The 17,774-nt window shown below is 46.5% G+C and carries 15 protein-coding genes; 7 read left to right on the top strand and 8 right to left on the bottom strand.

Annotation, left to right across the window (positions count from 1 at the left end):
* Positions 1-397: 397 nt before the first annotated feature.
* Entirely contained in the window at positions 398-907 is a 510-nt protein-coding gene (locus ACMN7X_RS12295; RefSeq protein WP_418747758.1) for a metallophosphoesterase, read from the top strand.
* A 43-nt stretch (positions 908-950) separates the two neighbouring features.
* On the opposite strand, the gene ACMN7X_RS12290 is transcribed toward ACMN7X_RS12295, so the two are convergent.
* The 3 genes from ACMN7X_RS12290 to ACMN7X_RS12280 all read right to left on the bottom strand — a co-directional run bounded on the left by ACMN7X_RS12290 (position 951) and on the right by ACMN7X_RS12280 (position 3,641).
* The gene (locus ACMN7X_RS12290; RefSeq protein WP_418747757.1) at positions 951-2,300 is read right to left on the bottom strand and encodes an MATE family efflux transporter; all 1,350 of its coding nucleotides are present in this window, start codon (positions 2,298-2,300) and stop codon (positions 951-953) included.
* Positions 2,248-3,147 carry a helix-turn-helix domain-containing protein gene (locus tag ACMN7X_RS12285; protein WP_418747756.1) on the bottom strand — a complete coding sequence of 300 codons (900 nt, stop codon included), beginning with the start codon at positions 3,145-3,147 and terminating at the stop codon, positions 2,248-2,250. Before ACMN7X_RS12285 ends, ACMN7X_RS12290 begins: the two co-directional genes overlap by 53 nt.
* Positions 3,148-3,275: 128 nt before the next feature.
* Entirely contained in the window at positions 3,276-3,641 is a 366-nt protein-coding gene (locus tag ACMN7X_RS12280; protein WP_418747755.1) for a hypothetical protein, read from the bottom strand.
* Positions 3,642-3,799: 158 nt separating this feature from the next.
* Between ACMN7X_RS12280 and ACMN7X_RS12275 the strand changes: the two genes are divergently transcribed.
* Positions 3,800-5,170 carry a CCA tRNA nucleotidyltransferase gene (locus ACMN7X_RS12275; RefSeq protein WP_418747754.1) on the top strand — a complete coding sequence of 457 codons (1,371 nt, stop codon included), beginning with the start codon at positions 3,800-3,802 and terminating at the stop codon, positions 5,168-5,170.
* Positions 5,171-5,245: 75 nt separating this feature from the next.
* Here ACMN7X_RS12275 and ACMN7X_RS12270 read toward each other — a convergent pair whose 3' ends face one another.
* From ACMN7X_RS12270 to ACMN7X_RS12255, 4 genes are all read right to left on the bottom strand, one after another.
* Positions 5,246-5,716, bottom strand: coding sequence for a hypothetical protein (locus ACMN7X_RS12270; protein ID WP_418747753.1), 471 nt, complete (start codon positions 5,714-5,716; stop codon positions 5,246-5,248).
* An 87-nt stretch (positions 5,717-5,803) separates the two neighbouring features.
* Positions 5,804-6,523, bottom strand: a complete 720-nt coding sequence (locus ACMN7X_RS12265; RefSeq protein ID WP_418747752.1) for a lysophospholipid acyltransferase family protein — start codon at positions 6,521-6,523, stop codon at positions 5,804-5,806.
* A complete protein-coding gene (malQ, locus tag ACMN7X_RS12260) occupies positions 6,520-8,136 on the bottom strand; it encodes a 4-alpha-glucanotransferase (RefSeq protein WP_418747751.1) in 1,617 nt (538 codons plus the stop codon). The genes ACMN7X_RS12265 and malQ overlap by 4 nt, the downstream gene beginning before the upstream one ends.
* Positions 8,137-8,187: 51 nt before the next feature.
* The gene (locus ACMN7X_RS12255) at positions 8,188-8,760 is read right to left on the bottom strand and encodes a M15 family metallopeptidase (RefSeq protein WP_418747750.1); all 573 of its coding nucleotides are present in this window, start codon (positions 8,758-8,760) and stop codon (positions 8,188-8,190) included.
* Between the two features lie 117 nt (positions 8,761-8,877).
* On the opposite strand from ACMN7X_RS12255, the gene ACMN7X_RS12250 reads away from it, so the two are divergent.
* The 3 genes from ACMN7X_RS12250 to ACMN7X_RS12240 all read left to right on the top strand — a co-directional run bounded on the left by ACMN7X_RS12250 (position 8,878) and on the right by ACMN7X_RS12240 (position 13,063).
* Complete coding sequence (locus ACMN7X_RS12250) at positions 8,878-9,243, top strand: hypothetical protein (RefSeq protein WP_418747749.1); 366 nt, start codon at positions 8,878-8,880, stop codon at positions 9,241-9,243.
* Between the two features lie 74 nt (positions 9,244-9,317).
* Positions 9,318-10,484 carry a class I SAM-dependent methyltransferase gene (locus ACMN7X_RS12245; RefSeq protein ID WP_418747748.1) on the top strand — a complete coding sequence of 389 codons (1,167 nt, stop codon included), beginning with the start codon at positions 9,318-9,320 and terminating at the stop codon, positions 10,482-10,484.
* Between the two features lie 17 nt (positions 10,485-10,501).
* Positions 10,502-13,063 (top strand): hypothetical protein, encoded by a 2,562-nt coding sequence (locus tag ACMN7X_RS12240; protein WP_418747747.1) that lies wholly within the window; start codon positions 10,502-10,504, stop codon positions 13,061-13,063.
* A gap of 70 nt (positions 13,064-13,133) precedes the next feature.
* Here the strand turns inward: ACMN7X_RS12240 and ACMN7X_RS12235 are convergent, their stop codons facing one another.
* Positions 13,134-14,249, bottom strand: a complete 1,116-nt coding sequence (locus tag ACMN7X_RS12235) for an aminopeptidase (protein ID WP_418747746.1) — start codon at positions 14,247-14,249, stop codon at positions 13,134-13,136.
* A 167-nt stretch (positions 14,250-14,416) separates the two neighbouring features.
* Here ACMN7X_RS12235 and asnS point away from each other — a divergent pair, with 167 nt between their 5' ends.
* Positions 14,417-15,808 (top strand): asparagine--tRNA ligase, encoded by a 1,392-nt coding sequence (gene asnS / locus ACMN7X_RS12230; protein WP_418747745.1) that lies wholly within the window; start codon positions 14,417-14,419, stop codon positions 15,806-15,808.
* A gap of 74 nt (positions 15,809-15,882) precedes the next feature.
* The gene (locus tag ACMN7X_RS12225; RefSeq protein ID WP_418747744.1) at positions 15,883-17,730 is read left to right on the top strand and encodes an LTA synthase family protein; all 1,848 of its coding nucleotides are present in this window, start codon (positions 15,883-15,885) and stop codon (positions 17,728-17,730) included.
* The last annotated feature ends 44 nt before the right edge of the window (positions 17,731-17,774 follow it).

Here is a 17,774-nt window from a genome sequence, read left to right as displayed (position 1 = left end):
GGCGTGCTCCGTCAAGCTCCGCACGATAAGGTATACCCATTCGGGCATCCCGTATGTCAGATGCTCCGCATGGGCGCGCTCCGTCAGGCTCTGCGCGATAAGGTATATGATAAACATATCTGTATAAGATATTGTTTATAGAGCAGGAAACTGCAGAGGGAGCTTCGGCCAGCGGGCGAAGCTTTTCGGTTGGATACCGCCGGCAGGCCCGGATGGGGCAGGCAAAGAATTGCCGCGGTTAAATGCGGCAGAGAGTATCCGAAGTTATACCTATTTAGGTATCCTGAATGTCAGATGCTGCGCATGGACGCGCCGCGTCAGGCTCAGTGCGATAAAATAATTTTGACCGCGCAAAATAAGTGTGCTACTATGAATCTAAATGCAGGGAGGAATAGCGATGGCGGGAAGAACTTTTTTTGTTGCGGACACACATTTTGGCCATGAGGCCATGATCCGATTTGAAAATCGGCCTTTTGAGAATACGAAAGATATGGAGCGGCAGCTTATAAAAAACTGGAATGAAGTCGTGGATTCGGAGGACAGAGTCTATGTCCTGGGTGATTTTGCCTTTGGCGATAAGGCGGAGGTGACCCGGCTGTGCCGGAGTTTAAATGGGAAAAAAATTCTGGTACTCGGCAATCACGACACCCAACCGCCGGAATGGTATAGGGAGTGCGGCTTTGAAGAGGCCAGCCCATGGCCGATTATTATTGAAGGATTCTGGATTTTATCTCATGAGCCCCTCTATATCAATGAAAATATGCCTTATGCGAATATTTATGGACATGTCCACGGAAATCCGACATATAAAGATTTTTGCAGGCAGTCGATTTGCGTCTGCGTGGAGCGGACGGAGTATCGGCCAATTGATTTCGAGGATATTCGAAGGAAAGTCCTTGGAAGTTGAGTGCAAGAAGAAAAGAGTGGTTTTTTAGCAGATTACGGTATAGTCATTTGAGGCTATACCGTTTTTCTCTTATTAACAGATATAATGTCAGCATAAAAGTAAGCAGTTCTGCGGTGGGAATTGCCAGCCATACGCCATTTACTCCGAAAAACTCAGGCAGGATTAAAATGAAAATTCCGATAAATCCGAATGTCCGCAAAAAGGATATAATTGCCGATGCTTTGCCGTTTGATAAGGCGGTGAATAAAGCGGAAGCAAAAATATTGCAGCCGGAAAACAAAAATGCAAATGAAAAAATTTTAAAGCCGTTTTTGGTGATTTCAAGAACATTTTTGCTGTTCGCCGTAAATATCCCGGTAATATTCTCACTTGTAAAAAAAGAAAACAGAAATATGAAGGCGGAAATCGTTAATATAGAGCAGAAACAGATGCGAATGATTTTTCTCAGGTGTTTTTCGTCTTTTCGCCCATAGTTATAGCTGATCACCGGGGCCACCCCAATAGAAAAACCAATGTAAAGGGTTGTCAGCAGAAATTGGGAATATATGATAACTGTAATCGCTGCTACGCCGTCCTCGCCCAACAGTTTCATCATAGCTGCATTAAATAGAAATGTTGTAACGGCCGTTGACATCTGGCTGACCATTTCAGAGGCACCGTTGGAGCAGCTTTTTAATAAAACGGAGATATCCAGTTGAGGTTTGACAAAGTGAAGTTCACTCCGGCCAGTCAGAAAAAAAGCGGTGCCGATCATTGCCGGTATCATATAGCCGATGCCCGTACCAAGGGCTGCTCCTTTTATACCCATATGGAGCCGGACAATAAAAATGTAGTCCAAAGCAATATTTGCAATTCCCGAAAAAACGGAAAGAGCGAGTCCAAAAACAGGCTTTCCCGCTGTGACAAACAGATTTTGATACAACACCTGCATCATGTTTCCAACAGCGAAAATAAGCTGGATTGTCAAATAATCCCTGCAATATGGGAACAGAATCCGGCTTGCGCCTAATCTACGGATAATTTCATTGAGAAACAGCAGTCCGATTGATGTGATTATCAATCCAATCAAGATTCCGGCCAGGATAATGAGAGTAAAATTACTTCGGGCTTCCCTTGTATTTCCAGTTCCCATTTTTTTCGCAATAATTGCACTTCCGCCGGTTGCAAGCATTGTCCCAAGTCCGACAATAATGTTGATCACAGGGCAAACGATATTGATAGAGGATAAGGCGTTTGTGCCAACGAACCGGGATACAAAAACAGTGTCTGTTATGGTGTACAGTCCCATAAAAACCATCATGATCATACTGGGAAATGCAAATTGAATCAGCGACAGTGTATTAAAAGATTGTGCCAGAAGATTTTCCGGCGTTTTTCTTTGTGTTTCGGGCATGATCTGTGTCCTCCTTATTTTTAGGAAGGAGCACGAACCGCTGGGTCGGATAGCCATATTCCACAAGCAGTTCTCGTTCAGCAAAACCGAGGCGGCGGTATTCCTCACGGTAGCCGGTATCGGCTTTATCGCCGGTCCGATATGTCGTCAAACTGATTTCTTTTCCGAAGAGCAGATCATCAGCCAGTTTATCGAGGAACAGCTGTGCAATTTCAGAATGGCGGTACTGGGGGTGAATCGCCAGAAAGTCTATGTTTCCGGTGTCAGCGGAAAATCCAAGTATACCGATAGCCGTCCTTTTATCCCGCAAAATCAATGCATTTTTATTGGCAATATACTGATGTAGTTGAGCCCTATATTCGTTTTTGTTCAGGCAAGGGTATCCGTCAATAGTAAGGTTTACCAGTGCCATCCAATCGTCAATATCTGCCGGTGTTGCAAATTGTATATCTTCTTTTAAAAAAGATGTTTTCCCGGGAGCTGCTGTCAGGAAAATTTCAAGCTGCAGCGGGTAGAATACGTTTGTTTCCCGAAAATGAGCGGGCGTTGTCTTATACATTGCTTTGAAAATGCCGATAAACGCCTGTTGACTTTCATATCCGCTGATCAGGGCAATATCGATAATGGATTTTTGCGAAGATACCAGCAGCTTTGCCGCTTCTGTCAGCCGGCGCCTTTGAATATAATTGTGAATTGTCAGGCCGGTTGTTTTTTTAAATATCCGGTGCAGGTGGAATTTAGAATAGTTTAATGCCGCCGCAATACTGTCCAAATCCAGCTTGTGATTCAGATGATTTTCAATATATTGGATAGCCTGTGCCGTGATATGTACAGTTTGGTTTTGCATGGATCGTCCTCCTTTCCGGTGAGATATTGTACCACAAAGAATTTTTTTGTTTTTCATGAATCTTGCTCTAAAAAAATACTCCCAAATGCAGCAGCAGTCAGGAGTATTTTTTCACTTAAAGCTTTCAATCAGGCATCTTTTTTCTTTTCTGAAGATTTGGAAGAAGCTTTATTGTTTTCAACTAATTCACGGGCAACATCAAATGGATGCTGTTTCCGATAAATGCGTTCTTTCTGAGCGGCGATTTTTGCCTCATGAGCCCGTTCGATGGCTTCATATTCCGGGCTTCCGGGACGCGGAGCCTTTGATTTTTCACGGTAAGCCATGAAGAACATAAGGGTGGCTAAGAGGGCCAGGATCAGAAGAATTGGGTCGACTTTGCCTTTTGTAGCGAAATAGATTAAAACAATTGAAAGAATAAGACATACGGCAGTAAGGATTTTTAAAGTCATCAGCCATTGTTCATATTTTTTTAATTTATTTTCCGTATCCATAGCTTATCAAACCTACTTTCCTGTAACATTATGTAATATTATAAGCTATGATGGCGAAATGTTCAATAGATAAATATTTGACAAATATGTGTGAAAAGTATTCCCTCAACGGCTCCGAAATGTTAAAATAATATTATATGATAAATGGGGTGGAGCAGATGAAAATGGATATTCCGAGTAAAGCGGCTGAAATTATTCAGGAGTTGGCGGCACATGGTTTTGAAGCATATGCGGTGGGAGGCTGTGTCCGGGACAGTATTTTAGGGCGGAAGCCCGAGGACTGGGATATTACCACATCTGCCAGGCCGGAGCAGGTCAAAGCAATTTTCCCGAGGACTGTGGATACGGGGATTGAACATGGCACGGTGACTGTGTTGATGGACAGGGAACATTTTGAGGTGACAACTTACCGGGTTGACGGCGAATATGAGGACCATCGGCACCCAAAGGAGGTTACTTTTACGGCCAGTCTGGAGGAAGATTTAAAGCGGCGGGATTTTACCATCAATGCGATGGCCTATAATCCGGAAACAGGGCTGGTCGATATATTTAACGGTATAGAGGATTTAAAAAATCAGGTGATTCGATGCGTGGGAGATCCGGGCGAACGTTTTGATGAGGATGCACTTCGGATTTTGCGGGCAATTCGATTTTCAGCGCAGCTCGGTTTCCAAATTGATGCGGCGACGCAGCGGGCTATGTCTGAGCGGGCAAAAGATTTGAAGGAAGTCAGTGCTGAGAGAATTCGGGTGGAATTGGTGAAGCTGCTTGTGTCCGGGCATCCGGAATATATCCGGGAGGCCTGCCGGCTTGGGATAACCCGGGTCATTCTTCCGGAATATGACCGAATTGTCGGAGTGGCTCAGCATACGCCGAATCATATCTATGATGTGGAGGAACATACCCTTCTTGCATTGAAAAATATTGAGGCGGATCCGGTGCTTCGCCTGACAATGCTTTTCCATGATCTTGGGAAACCGATCGTGAAAAAAACGGATGGAGACCGGGATATTTTCTATAAGCATCCGGAGGTCAGCGCTGAGATATGCCGGAAGATTCTGAGACGGCTTAAATTTGATAATCATACCTTGGAAAAAGTATACCGGCTGGTGAAATGGCACGGATTAAAATATCTTCCGAATGATATCAGCGTCCGCAGGGCATTAAACCGTGTGGGCAGCGATATTTTTGAGGATTTTATTAAAGTTCAGCGGGCGGACATATCTGCGAAGAATCCGGCGGTAGTGCCGAAAAAGATGAAACAGCTGGCGGAAAAGGAGGCCATTTATCGGAATATTATCCGGCGGGGTGATTGCTTTGCGGTGCGTATGCTGGCAGTGAACGGCAGGGATCTGCTTGGCGCCGGAATCCCGCAGGGGCCGATGCTCGGGGCAGTCCTTGAGCGGCTGGTAGAGCGGGTGATTGATGAGCCGGAGTTGAATGATAGAGAAAGACTTTTGGCGCTGGCGGTTGAAGTGAAGGATGATCCGACAATTTTTGATGAAAAAGAATATTTTTTTGAGCATTGACAGGTAAAAAATAAGACCACCTTGCTGGGAGAGTCTGTGCAGTAAAACACGGAATCCCACAGAGTGGTCTTATTTTTATTTGCCGGAGATTTTGTTTTTCATTCTCTGGAAAAATCCAACTTTCGGCGGTGCTGTCAGCGCCGGACCGCGTAAGCTCTTAACGCTTAAAATATACATGCCGCTGACCATGGCTTTTACTTCCTGTCGTACAGGAATAATGTCAAAAACTTTTTCGTCAGCAATAAGGGTCATAATTCTTGGTCCAACCTTGGCTTTTACAATCGGCACTTTGGAGCGGCGATAAAGCTTCGGTGTGGAATCTATGACAATTTTTGGCAGGCCAGATTCAGTCAGCTTCATTTTCTTCTTATCAATGACCAGCATGGTCATCGGCTGTGCGGCAGCCTCTATCTGCTGCTGTGCAGCTTCGGCTTTTTTCTGCTGTTTATTTCCCCAGAAGGTAAGAAATACCAGTACAGCCACTAATACCACGAGGACAACGATCAGAACTATGGCCGGTGTAGACAAAAGTGCAACAGGTATCATCGTCTATTTCCTCCTTAAAATTTCAGTCCTTGTCAATTGTAACATGCTTTGGTTTAAAAATGAATAGTAAAAATGAAAGAATTTGGATTATTTTTCATTTAGCATGGTACGAATTTGTTCCTGAACTGTCGTTCCAAGGTGTTTTTTCTCAGCCGGCGAGAGCTCTGAAACGAAAACGGGCGTGCCGAAACGAATGGAAACGGTCTGACGTTTCACCTTAGGAATATGGGTTTCAAAAATATTTTCCGTATTTTCAATGGCTACCGGTACAATAGGACAGCCGGTTTTAGTAGCAATTTTGAATCCACCCTCTTTGAAAGGGAGCATTTCTTTGCCGAGCCCCCGTGTGCCTTCAGGGAAAAGAAAGATGGAAGTTCCGGATTTGATCAGTTCAATACAGTTGAGGATGGTTTTCAGGCCTTCACGAACATTTTCTCTGTCCAGAAACTGGCAGTTGATATAGCGCATCCAGCGACTGATGCAGGGAACTTTTTCCATTTCTTTTTTTGACACAAAACCCGTGTTGTTTTTCACCAGGGTATAACAGACCGGAATGTCGTAGTAACTCCGATGATTGGCGATATAGAGAACCGGCGTGTCTTCCGGCACATTTTCCTGTCCCTTGACGTCCAGCCGGGTTCCGCTGGCCCAGAGCACCATTTTAAAGCCCCAGACAACAAAGCCCTGGGAAATTTTTGCTTTTTTTATCGGGCTGAAACGGCCGATGATATTGACGATCAGATACATCGGCAGGCTGATGACGGAAAACAGCAGTAAAAATAAAATAACGCAGAAAAAACGAATCATGATGTGCGCACCTCCTCATTTTCAGCGGATTTATCTGTCGGCAACGGCGTCTGCTCCGGCTGAGCAGCCATCGGAAGCTCCGGCTGGCGTTCCGCGTTGGAATACCGGTTGCGCCCAAATAATTCAGATAATTCCTTTAAATAGGCGGCGGTGCCGGAATTCAGCTGTTCCGGGCGATAACGCCATGTCCAGTTTCCCTGTCCCGTTCCCGGCGTATTCATCCGTCCTTCACTGTCAAGTCCGAAGACATCCTGAAGCGGAAAAAGGACATATTTGGCAACAGAACCCATCGCCAGGCGGATAAAATCCCAGTGGACGTTTCTGCCGTCGCAGCTTAAATAGCGTCGCACCTTGTCCTGGGATTCGGGCGAAGCTTTGCGGTACCAGCCCTGGGTGGTGTCGTTGTCATGAGTGCCTGTGTAGCAGACACAGTTTTCAATATAATTATAAGGCAGATAATCATTATCCCGGATATCATCAAAGGCAAACTGGAGAATACGCATGCCGGGCAGATCATAATTGTCCCGGAGGGCCTTCACAGCCGGGGTGATAACGCCGAGATCTTCGGCGATGATCGGCAGGGAACCGTCGAAAGCTTTTAAAATATGATCGAAAAAGTCGGCTCCGGGCCCTTTCTTCCACTGGCCGCCTACAGCGGTTTCCTCTCCGTAAGGAATGGCCCAATAGGCTTCAAAACCGCGGAAATGGTCGATGCGAAGCAGATCTGTCAGGGTCAATTGATGACGGATCCGGCGAATCCACCATTCATAGTGACTTTTCTTGTGAGCTTCCCAGTCATAAAGCGGGTTTCCCCAGAGCTGCCCGGTAGCGCTGAAATAATCCGGCGGGACGCCGGCGACAACCGTCGGATAGCCATCCTTATCCAGCTGGAATAATTCGGGATTTGCCCAGACATCGGCGCTGTCCGGAGAAACAAAAATCGGAATGTCGCCGATGATCTGAATACCGACGGCATGGGCATAGGCCCTGAATTCATGCCACTGTTTGAAAAAGATGTATTGAACAAAGCGATAGTAGTCCACAGAATCTTTTAATTCCTCCAAAATGGCGGCTTTAGCCGGAGCAGTGAGGAACTTGTATTTGGAATCCCATTCTGTCCATGCTTTGCCGTCATGGGCATCTTTGAGTGCCATAAAGAGAGCGTAATCGGTGAGCCAGTATTCATTTTCCTGACAGAAAGCCCGAAATTCATCCAGCAGCAGAATGATCGGAGTGTGTCTGAAACGGGCATAGGCTTTTTTTAGAAGCCCGGTCTTATAAATGATGAGCGGGCCGTAATCCACATGGTCCATATCCCATTCAGGAATGTTCTCCAAATCTTCTTTGCTCAACAGCTCCAGATCAGCTAATTTTTCGGGACTGATGATCAGCGGCTGGCCGGCAAAGGCGGAAAAAGACTGATAAGGCGAATCACCGAAGCCTGTCGGTCCGAGCGGGAGACACTGCCACAGGGTCTGACCGGCTTCTTTTAAAAAGTCAATAAAATCATAAGCGCCTTTTCCGAGGTCGCCGATGCCATAGGGACCCGGAAAAGATGTCGGATGTACAAGTATTCCGCTCTGACGGAGTTTTGATATTTTCTTTTGTTCCATAAGTAACCTCCAACGTAAAAACTCTATCTTCTATCATACACGATATTTATATTATAATGCAAGAAGCTGATAATATTCTTCAAGGGTCAGCCCCTCTTTTTTCAGGAAAGCGGCCAGTTCTCTGCCGACATAGCGGAAATGCCACGGCTCATAGGCATAGCCGGTAATATGTTCCTTTCCTGCCGGATAGCGGAGTATAAAACCGTAGCGGTGGGCATTTGCCCGAAGCCACTGTCCCTCCGGCGTATTTTCAACTTCTGTTGTGAGAGTGGATTGGACAGAAGGGGCGGAAATATCCATGGCAAGCCCGGTCTGATGCTCGCTTTGTCCCGGCCGGGCCGAATAGAGAGACGTGTGCCGTTCCCCTTTGACGGCCAGATTTCCCTCATAAATCTCTTGCTGGCGTTTATAAGAACGATAGCCGGAAACTCCGATGGGCGCTGTCCCGGCCGCAGCGGCATCTCGGAACATGACCTCCAGTGCCCGGGCTGCCGGACGGCGCATATAATTCCGATTGTCATTGCCGGCGTGGGCAAATGGAATATTTACGGTGACAAGGTCAGCGGGCTCATAATCTTCGGGAAGGGGGTTGGCCTTGTTGACAAGGATTGCGGGATAGTCCATATTCATGCGATCACCTGGAAATGTTTTAGTTTAATTTATGTTAAAAAACGGATATGGTGCGGAACCATCCTGTAAAAATAAGCATATCATAGAGGTGAATAGTGATGGGAGGCGCTTATGGATTATCGAAATCTGCATCAAATGAATCTCTACGATGTTTTTGGTGACAGTCCCTGGACACAGGAGGATGTATTCCTGAAGGACAGAGATTATATGAAAAAAATATGTCCGAAACAAAGCAGGGAGATGCTGCGTTGGGTGGAGGATGTCTGCGATGAGGAAGAGTATGACGGAAGCTGCATGTATGACGAATATCCCGATACGACAGCGATGGAGCATATGCTGGAAAAGGCTTATGACCGGGCAGGTCGGCCGGAACCGGAGGATTGGTGCCGGGCATTGCTGATGAGCCTGCTTTATGATGAAATTTGTTATCGGAGAAACCGGCGGAGAGAATTTAAACAGAGACTTTATCCGAGATAGACCGAAGGGCGGCGCATGCCGCCCCTTGTGAAGTCGAAAGGGGTATGATACAATACTTTGGAAAGGATTTGAATATGAAACAGTTAGATAAGATTTTAGATGAGGCCCTGACATGGGAATTATCCGATATGACATTGAGCAATCGTAAGAATGGCGGAGAGATTCAGAAAATTAAGATCCGCCCGGTCATTATCCGGGATAATCTTGTATTTCAGGCGGCCCAGTATACAAAAACACAGGTTTTTCATAAGAATATTGAAGAGAGCCAGATAAAGGCGTGGGTTTTGGATTTGATTCAGAACAGTTTTAAGCAGACCCAGCTGCGCACCGGGGACAGGGAATATACCATATTGTCGGGCAAAAAGGGAAATGTCACGGTGAAGGAGCGCAAAATCGGGGCATGCCGGGAAACGGACAAGCCGAATCTTTCCCATAACCGGAAAAAGAGTTATATTCTGCCGGAGGGAACGCCGGTGCCCTTCCTTGTGGATTTGGGAGTGATGACGGCGGAAGGCAAAATTATCCGTTCAAAATATGATAAATATCGCCAGATTAATCGTTTTCTTGAATTTATTCAGGATGTGCTGCCCGAACTGCCGAAGCATCGGACGCTGACAATGATTGATTTTGGATGCGGCAAGTCCTATCTTACTTTTGCCATGTATTATTATCTGAATATTTTGATGGGTTATTCGGTAAAAATGATCGGCCTGGATTTAAAAGCGGACGTCATTCGGCACTGCAATGAACTGAGGGATAAATACGGTTATGAAAAACTGGAATTTATCCACGGGGATATTGCGGATTTTGAAGGAACAGATGCGGTGGATATGGTGGTGACGCTCCATGCCTGTGATACGGCCACAGATTATGCGTTGTATAAAGCGATTCGATGGAATGCCAGAGTTATTTTATCAGTGCCGTGCTGCCAGCATGAGTTAAATGGCCAGATAAAGAATGATGTTCTTGCCCCGGTGCTCCATTACGGTCTTTTAAAGGAACGGATGGCGGCGCTGATCACGGACGGGCTTCGGGGTCAGCTGCTGGAAGTGATGGGGTATAAGACTCAGTTATTGGAATTTATTGATATGGAGCACACGCCGAAAAATATTTTGATCCGGGCGGTGAAATCAGGTCCGGCCCGGGGAAAAGACTCGAAAGAACTGGCGGCTTATGAAGCCTGCGCCGGGGCAGTCTGCGGTCATCTGACCTTATATCGCCTGCTGTTTCCCGATTTATAAAGAAGGAAGAAATGGATATGAAGAATAAGAAGAAAATAATATTTATAGCGGGTTTTTATTTGATATCCTTTATAGTGACCCTGCTTTTGACAAGCCATGTTCTGAATTATGAGCGGATTCACCCATCGAGAAATCAGGGAGATACATCTTTGATCAAGCTGTATGTAAAAAACAGCGGCATGCGGATCAATGAGATGGACGCTTATACTCAGGAGATGGAATCCTCTTATCTGCGTTTGAGTGTAACGCCGGTCTCGGAAAATAAGACAATTACGCTGCAGATGAGCGAACCGGTGACGAATGTGCGGACGATTTCTTATGCTTTAATGGATGAAAATAACAGTCAGGAAATTGAAGCGGGAGAATGTCCGGAGATTCAGAGAGTGGAGGGGCAGCGGCAGACAGAGATTGCCTTTACGACGGATTTGAAGCAGGGAAAAGAATATTGTCTGAATCTGACGGTTGAAGATGATAAAGGGAATACGTATTATTATTATACCCGTGTCGTATACGGCAGTAATCTTCAGACTTATGATAAGCTGCAGTTTGTTTCGGATTTTCATGCGGCCCTCTTTGAGGAGACGGCAGCCTCCCGGATCGGCGAGTATCTTCAGTATTCTGAGGATGCGGTCAGCGATGATTTTCGGAAGGTATCCATTTCATCGGACAGTGAGACGGTAACCTGGGGGAGCCTGGATCCGGTGGTTGTGGGGGATGTTGATATGACGATCATCAATCTGGACAGCCAAACCGGTGAAATTCGTCTCAGCTATGAAATTGAAGCCAGAGATGACGGAGGCAATGACTATAATTACATGGTGAAAGAGCTGTATGAGGTATCCTGTACGGGGAGTTCCGCGAACTTGATCGGATACTCCAGAACAATGGAAGAAAAGCTGGATGAACAGTCATTTACCTTTAATAATAATCGGATGCGCCTGGGACTTGTCGATGAAGATCAGATGGATATTCAGGTGTACGGAAAAGAGGAACCGGAGGAGGAAGAAACTCAGACAGAGGAAACCGGTCAGGAGCCCCAGGCGGCGAACACGGCAGAGTATAATACCTATATCAGTTTTGTGGCCGACGGCGGACTCTGGGTATACAATACAAAGGATAATATTTTGACTCAGGCTTTTGGGTTTGAACGGAAAAGTCAGGCGGGAAACAGAGATTCCAGCTATATGAATCATGGTGTCAAAGTGCTTCGAACCGAGGAAAACGGTGATCTGTATTTCGCGGTTTATGGGTATATGTATAATGGAGATGACGAGGGTCGTTTTGGAATTGCCGTAAATCACTATAACCGGGTGGATGGCACCTATTCTGAGGTTTTATTTATTCCTTATGATAAAAATTTTGATATGCTGAGCCAGGGAATTCAGAAGATGGCCTTTATCGACGGCAATGATATGCTTTATATCTGCCTGGAGGATACGATTTACCGTTTTGACATCATCATGAAGGATGTCGAGGTGGTGCTGGAGCAGGCAGAGTCCGAAGACTGTGCGATTTCGGGCAATGGACGCAGCCTTGTTATTTCTCATAGAGATGCGGCCGGTGAAGTGTCCGAGATTGAATGGCGGAATCTGGAAACCGGCGACACCCAGGTGGTTCGGGCGGCGGATCAGCGGCTGGAAATGGTCGGCCTGCTGGGGCAGAACCTGGTGTACGGTGAGGGCAGCGCAGCGGATGAAGAAAGGCTGGATGTGCTGTATATTGTCGATGCGGGGCTGAATGTGCTGAAGGAATACAGGGTTACCGGCGGATACATCAGCGGAGCGGAGGTTGAGGGAAACCTTCTTGAAATATACCGGCGGAATAATGATCATTCGGATCTGCCGGTAGATTATATTGTTTATAATGAAAATAATAACCAGAATATTACCACAGCCGGTGTGCGCCATGATGTGCGTAAGCGGGAAACTTGGCTTGTGACAAATGAGTATGGCAATTCCCTGCCGGTGGTAATGTTTGCCAGAGGCATTGAGGCTTATCGAAACACGCAGATGGAATTCCAGCCGGAGAGCGAGGAGTATACGGGGTATTTTGTGTATGCTGATGAGAATATGATGAAATATCCGACTTTTGCGGAGGCTTATTGGGCGGCCATGGATGATGACGGCAAGGTGCTGGATAACCAGGGACGGCTGATCAGCCGGCCATCGGTCCGCTTTAGTGAAAAGGATTTGGGAGGCCCGTCGATTGCCGCCGTGGACACGGATGAAGCGGCCCAGCAGCGTGCGGTTCTCGAATGGCTTTTCCAATTTGAAAAAATCAGCGGAGAACCGGAATTGAGCAGCGGCGATATGTTTGAAAACCTTCAGGCGAATCTGGCGGACTTCCATCTGGTAAATATGACGGGGACAGGGCTGAATGATGCTCTGACGATGATTTCCGAAGGCGCTCCGCTGGTGGTGAAGAACAGCGAGGGTACATGGTGCGTTGCGGAAGGCTACGGCAGCGGCTATATTACCATTGCCGATTCAAAAGACGGCACTGTGGTCAAATATGAGAAAGATTCGGCGATCAATGGTATAGCATCCTCCGGAAACGTGATCTACAGTTACTATCGATAATTATAATTAAAAAGAAAAACATCTTCCGCGGAAAGCTTTCTTGCAGGCTTTCCGCGGAAGATGTTTTCTTTTATTTGAGGTTTTCAGGATTGAGGCCTTCAAGTTCAGGCAGGACAAAGCGCCCGTCTTTGCGGATCAGCACATCGTCAAACCAGATACTGCCGCCGCCGTATTCCGGCCGCTGGATACATACTAAATCCCAGTGGATAGCGGAGTGGTTGCCGTTCGGCGCCTCATCATAGCAGTTGCCCGGTGTGAAATGGAAGGACCCCGCAATTTTTTCATCAAAGAGGGTATCCTTCATCGGAGTGAGAATATACGGATTGACGCCGAGGGCAAATTCACCGATATAGCGGGAACCGTCATCGGTGTTAAGCACCTGATTGATGCGGTCCGTATCATTTGCGGCGGCCTTTACGATTTTTCCGTTTTCAAAAGTAAATGAAATATTTTCAAATGTAAATCCCTGGAAAACGGCCGGCGTATTATAGGTCAGAGTTCCATTGATGGAATCCCGGACCGGCGCCGTGTAGACTTCACCGTCAGGAATGTTCATATTGCCGGCGCATTTAATTGCCGGAACACCTTTGATGGAGAAGGTCAGATCGGTGCCCGGGCCTTCAATATGGACCTTATCTGTTTTGTCCATCAGTTCAATAAGCGGCGTCATCGCTTTGCCCATTTTTTCATAATCGAGGCAGCAGACGTCGAAATAGAAGTCCTCAAAGGCCTCCAGACTCTGATTGTTGAGCTGAGCCATGGAACTGTTTGGATAGCGCATAACGCACCAGCGCAGCTTCGGTATGCGGATCTCATGGTGAACCGGAGTGCTGTACAGCCGTTCATAGAGGGCCAGATTTTCGGAAGGCACGTCCGAATTTTCAGAGATATTATCCGTGCCGCGGACAGCGAGATAGCAGTCCATCCGGGACATTTCCAGGGCATCTGCCTCAGCCATTAAGCGAAGCTGTTCTTCGGTGCAGTGAAGCAGCATTTCCCGCTGAACCCTCGGATTTGTGTAGTGAGGGAACGGCATGGCGCCGACGGCATAGGTTTCTTTAATGAGCTGCCGGGCCAGAGCTTCGGTACTTTCTCCGATATAATCGATATACACTTTATCGCCCGGCTTTACCTGAATAGATTTGTGAATAAGATTATGAGCGAATACTTTGATACGTTCATCCATATGAATAACTTCCTTTCACGAGTATTAAATATCTAGTGGTATTATACATCTGAATCCGCGGAAAGTCCACAGCTGCAGATGATAATTTCATCCGCGCTTGCCCCTTTACGAAAGGGCAAATATAATGTAAAATATAGAAGATTGATAATAATACGGGGGTATTAGAAATGGATTTAGTAACAGTAAGAGAATTATATCGGAATTCTTCAAAATATGTGGAGCAAAAAGTAAAAATCGGTGGATGGGTTCGTAATCTGAGGGATTCAAAGACATTTGGATTTCTGGTAATTAATGATGGAACTTATTTTCAGACGCTTCAGGTCGTTTTTGGAGAACAGCTGGATAACTTTCAGGATATCTGCCGATTGAATGTGGGCGCTGCCGTCATTGTTGAGGGAACGCTGGTGGCCACGCCGAAGGCAAAGCAGCCCTTTGAGATTCAGGCGGACAGCGTTTTTGTGGAAGGCGCCTCTACGCCGGATTATCCGATCCAGCCAAAACGTCACAGCTTTGAATATCTGCGGACGATGACACATCTGCGGGCGCGGACAAACACATTTCAGGCCGTATTTCGTGTGCGCTCTCTCATTGCCTATGCCATTCATAAATTCTTCCAGGAGAGGGATTTTGTCTATGTGCATACGCCATTGATCACCGGCAGCGATTGTGAAGGCGCCGGGGAAATGTTTCGGGTAACCACATTGGATCCGGCCGATATGCCGAAGGATGAGGACGGCAATGTTGATTATTCAAAGGACTTTTTTGGAAAAGAGACGAATCTGACGGTCAGCGGCCAGTTAAACGGAGAGACCTTTGCCATGGCCTTCCGCAACATTTATACCTTTGGGCCGACCTTCCGCGCGGAGAACTCCAATACGACCCGTCATGCAGCCGAGTTTTGGATGATTGAGCCGGAGATGGCCTTTGCGGATCTGGAGGATAATATGGCTCTGGCCGAGGCAATGCTGAAATATGTCATTAATTATGTTCTTGAAAATGCGCCGGAGGAGATGAATTTCTTTAATCAGTTTGTGGACAAGGGATTGATCGAACGGCTGAAACATGTGGCAGGTTCTGATTTTGCCCATGTGACATACACGGAGGCTGTTGAACTTCTGGAAAAGCACAATGATAAGTTTGAATATAAAGTACATTGGGGAACTGATCTGCAGACGGAGCATGAGCGCTATCTGACAGAAAAAGTGTTCAAACGGCCGGTATTTGTGACGGATTATCCGAAGGAGATCAAGGCTTTCTATATGAAGATGAATCCGGATAATAAGACGGTTGCCGCCATGGATTTACTGGTGCCGGGCATTGGTGAAATTATCGGCGGAAGCCAGCGTGAGGATGATTACGATAAGCTTGTGCAGAGGATGAAGGAACTGGGATTGAAGGAAGAGGATTATGCTTTCTATCTGGATCTGCGCCGTTACGGTTCCGCGCGTCATTCCGGTTTTGGCCTCGGCTTTGAGCGATGCGTGATGTATCTTACAGGCATGGGCAACATCCGTGATGTCATTCCATTCCCGAGAACGGTAAAAAATTGTGATATTTAAATAAAATATGGGGGAGGCTGCGGCAGGCAGCCTCTCTTTTCTTCAATAATAACTTATTAAAGGGGCAGAAAAATATGTTAAAAAAGTTCAGGATCCCAAAGATTCCGAGTATATTGTTGTGTCTGGCAGCGCCGGCCGTCGGCTTTTTCCTGTTGGAAACGCTGACTCATTCGGTGGCGGAGGATATGGAGCTTCCGCTGATCGTGCTGAATCTGATTTTTTACTATCTGCTTTATGGCCTGATACTGGCTGTCTCTAAACGAAGTTCGGTCAGCCTGGGCCTGGGAAGCTTTCTTGTAATGGTCATTGGCCTGATCGATTATTATGTGATTCAGTTCCGCTCAGTACCTTTATATCCGTGGGATATTTTATCGGTAAAGACGGCAATGAGCGTTTCGGACAATTACAGTTACAGTCTGGATAGAGAGGCGATAATGATCGTGGCGGCTTTTGTCCTGATGATCCTTATCGGCAGTCGGACAAGCTGGAAACTGCCTTTCAGAAATCGCCAGTATCATCTGCTGTCGGTGCTGAGCGCTGTGCTGTTGTTTGTACTTTATGGAACCGCGGTGCAGATGCCGGAGGTTCATACGGCCGTTGGCTTTTATGAGTATCATTTTACACCGAATGCCTTTTATCAGATGAATGGATTTGCTGTCAGCTTTATTTCCAATATGCAGTATCTGGATGTCTCAAAGCCCGCCGATTACAGCGCGGCGAAGGTTGAAGAGATTTTAGAACCGTACATAGAATCGGGTGAAAAAGAGGGAGAGAGTGCCCGATATCCCAATATTATTGTGATCATGAATGAGGCTTTTTCGGACCCGGCAGTTCTCGGTGAGTTTGAGACAAATGTGGATTATATGCCGTTTATCCGCGGGCTGACTGAGGATACGGTAAAGGGAAGGCTGATGGTTTCGGTGAAGGGCGGGAATACGGCAAATTCCGAATATGAGTTTTTGACCGGAAATTCCATGGCTTTTCTGCCGTCGGGCTCCGTTCCCTATCAGCAGTATATCCGCGGCGAGATGCCGACGATGGCCAGCCAGCTGAAAGCTCTGGGTTATGAGACATTTTCCATACATCCTTATCGGGCCAGCGGCTGGAACCGGGAAAAGGTGTATGAGTATTTTGGCTTTGATACCAGTTATTTTAAGGAGAGCTTCGCGGGGGCCCCGATACTCCGGGAGTATACGACGGATCTGGCGACCTATCAGAAGGTCGTGGATATCTACACATCGAAAGCGCCGGGACAGCCCATGTTTGTTTTTGATGTGACTATGCAGAATCACAGCAGTTACAGTAAAGAATATGAAAATTTTAAGCCGGATGTGGAAGTGTCGGGTTCCAATGGTAATGCAAAGCTGTTGGAAAGATATTTATCGCTGATCAAAGTGTCGGATGAGGCCTTTGAACAATTGGTGGGCTACTTTTCCCAGGCGGATGAGCCAACGATCATCCTTATGTTTGGCGACCATCAGCCGGCGGACTGGGTGGTAAGTCCGATTTATCGGATGAATGGTATTGAGGATACGACTTCCTGGTCCGAATCCATGGAGAGGTATGAAGTGCCTTTTGTCATCTGGGCCAATTATGACATTGATGAGGAAGCTGTCATCGGGGAAATCAGTTATGATTTCTCGGAAGAGAATATTTTGAGTGTCAATTACTTAAATACTCTGCTTTTTGAGGCGGCGGAACTTCCGATGAGCCCGTTCCAGAAATATATGAAGTCTATCATAAAAGATTATCCGGTGCTGACGGCCAATATGTTTTTGGATAATGAGGGCAGTTATTTCGGCGTAAATATGAGCCAGTCGCTGCCGGAGCAGTTAAAGGATTATGCTATTTTGAATTATAATCATTTATTTGATGCAAAGCACAGAAATGATGCGTGGTACACTTCGCAGGAGATGCCGTGACAGAGAATTTCTGCGGGGAGCAGGGAATGAACAGAGGTGAGATA

Source organism: Frisingicoccus sp., assembly GCF_048388605.1.
Classification (GTDB): domain Bacteria; phylum Bacillota; class Clostridia; order Lachnospirales; family Lachnospiraceae; genus Frisingicoccus.
The sequence above is the reverse complement of the archived record's forward strand: the minus strand, read 5'-3'. Positions and strand labels throughout refer to the sequence as shown.

What these genes read in the sequence shown, in the direction of transcription:
- ACMN7X_RS12255 (WP_418747750.1), bottom strand. Translation starts at nt 8,760, where the DNA reads ATGGACTATCCCGCAATCCTTGTCAACAAGGCCAACCCCCTTCCCGAA.
- malQ (WP_418747751.1), bottom strand. Translation starts at nt 8,136, where the DNA reads ATGGAACAAAAGAAAATATCAAAACTCCGTCAGAGCGGAATACTTGTA.
- ACMN7X_RS12295 (WP_418747758.1), top strand. Translation starts at nt 398, where the DNA reads ATGGCGGGAAGAACTTTTTTTGTTGCGGACACACATTTTGGCCATGAG.
- ACMN7X_RS12265 (WP_418747752.1), bottom strand. Translation starts at nt 6,523, where the DNA reads ATGATTCGTTTTTTCTGCGTTATTTTATTTTTACTGCTGTTTTCCGTC.
- ACMN7X_RS12280 (WP_418747755.1), bottom strand. Translation starts at nt 3,641, where the DNA reads ATGGATACGGAAAATAAATTAAAAAAATATGAACAATGGCTGATGACT.
- ACMN7X_RS12290 (WP_418747757.1), bottom strand. Translation starts at nt 2,300, where the DNA reads ATGCCCGAAACACAAAGAAAAACGCCGGAAAATCTTCTGGCACAATCT.
- ACMN7X_RS12225 (WP_418747744.1), top strand. Translation starts at nt 15,883, where the DNA reads ATGTTAAAAAAGTTCAGGATCCCAAAGATTCCGAGTATATTGTTGTGT.
- ACMN7X_RS12240 (WP_418747747.1), top strand. Translation starts at nt 10,502, where the DNA reads ATGAAGAATAAGAAGAAAATAATATTTATAGCGGGTTTTTATTTGATA.
- ACMN7X_RS12270 (WP_418747753.1), bottom strand. Translation starts at nt 5,716, where the DNA reads ATGATACCTGTTGCACTTTTGTCTACACCGGCCATAGTTCTGATCGTT.
- ACMN7X_RS12250 (WP_418747749.1), top strand. Translation starts at nt 8,878, where the DNA reads ATGGATTATCGAAATCTGCATCAAATGAATCTCTACGATGTTTTTGGT.
- ACMN7X_RS12275 (WP_418747754.1), top strand. Translation starts at nt 3,800, where the DNA reads ATGAAAATGGATATTCCGAGTAAAGCGGCTGAAATTATTCAGGAGTTG.
- ACMN7X_RS12285 (WP_418747756.1), bottom strand. Translation starts at nt 3,147, where the DNA reads ATGCAAAACCAAACTGTACATATCACGGCACAGGCTATCCAATATATT.
- ACMN7X_RS12245 (WP_418747748.1), top strand. Translation starts at nt 9,318, where the DNA reads ATGAAACAGTTAGATAAGATTTTAGATGAGGCCCTGACATGGGAATTA.
- asnS (WP_418747745.1), top strand. Translation starts at nt 14,417, where the DNA reads ATGGATTTAGTAACAGTAAGAGAATTATATCGGAATTCTTCAAAATAT.
- ACMN7X_RS12235 (WP_418747746.1), bottom strand. Translation starts at nt 14,249, where the DNA reads ATGGATGAACGTATCAAAGTATTCGCTCATAATCTTATTCACAAATCT.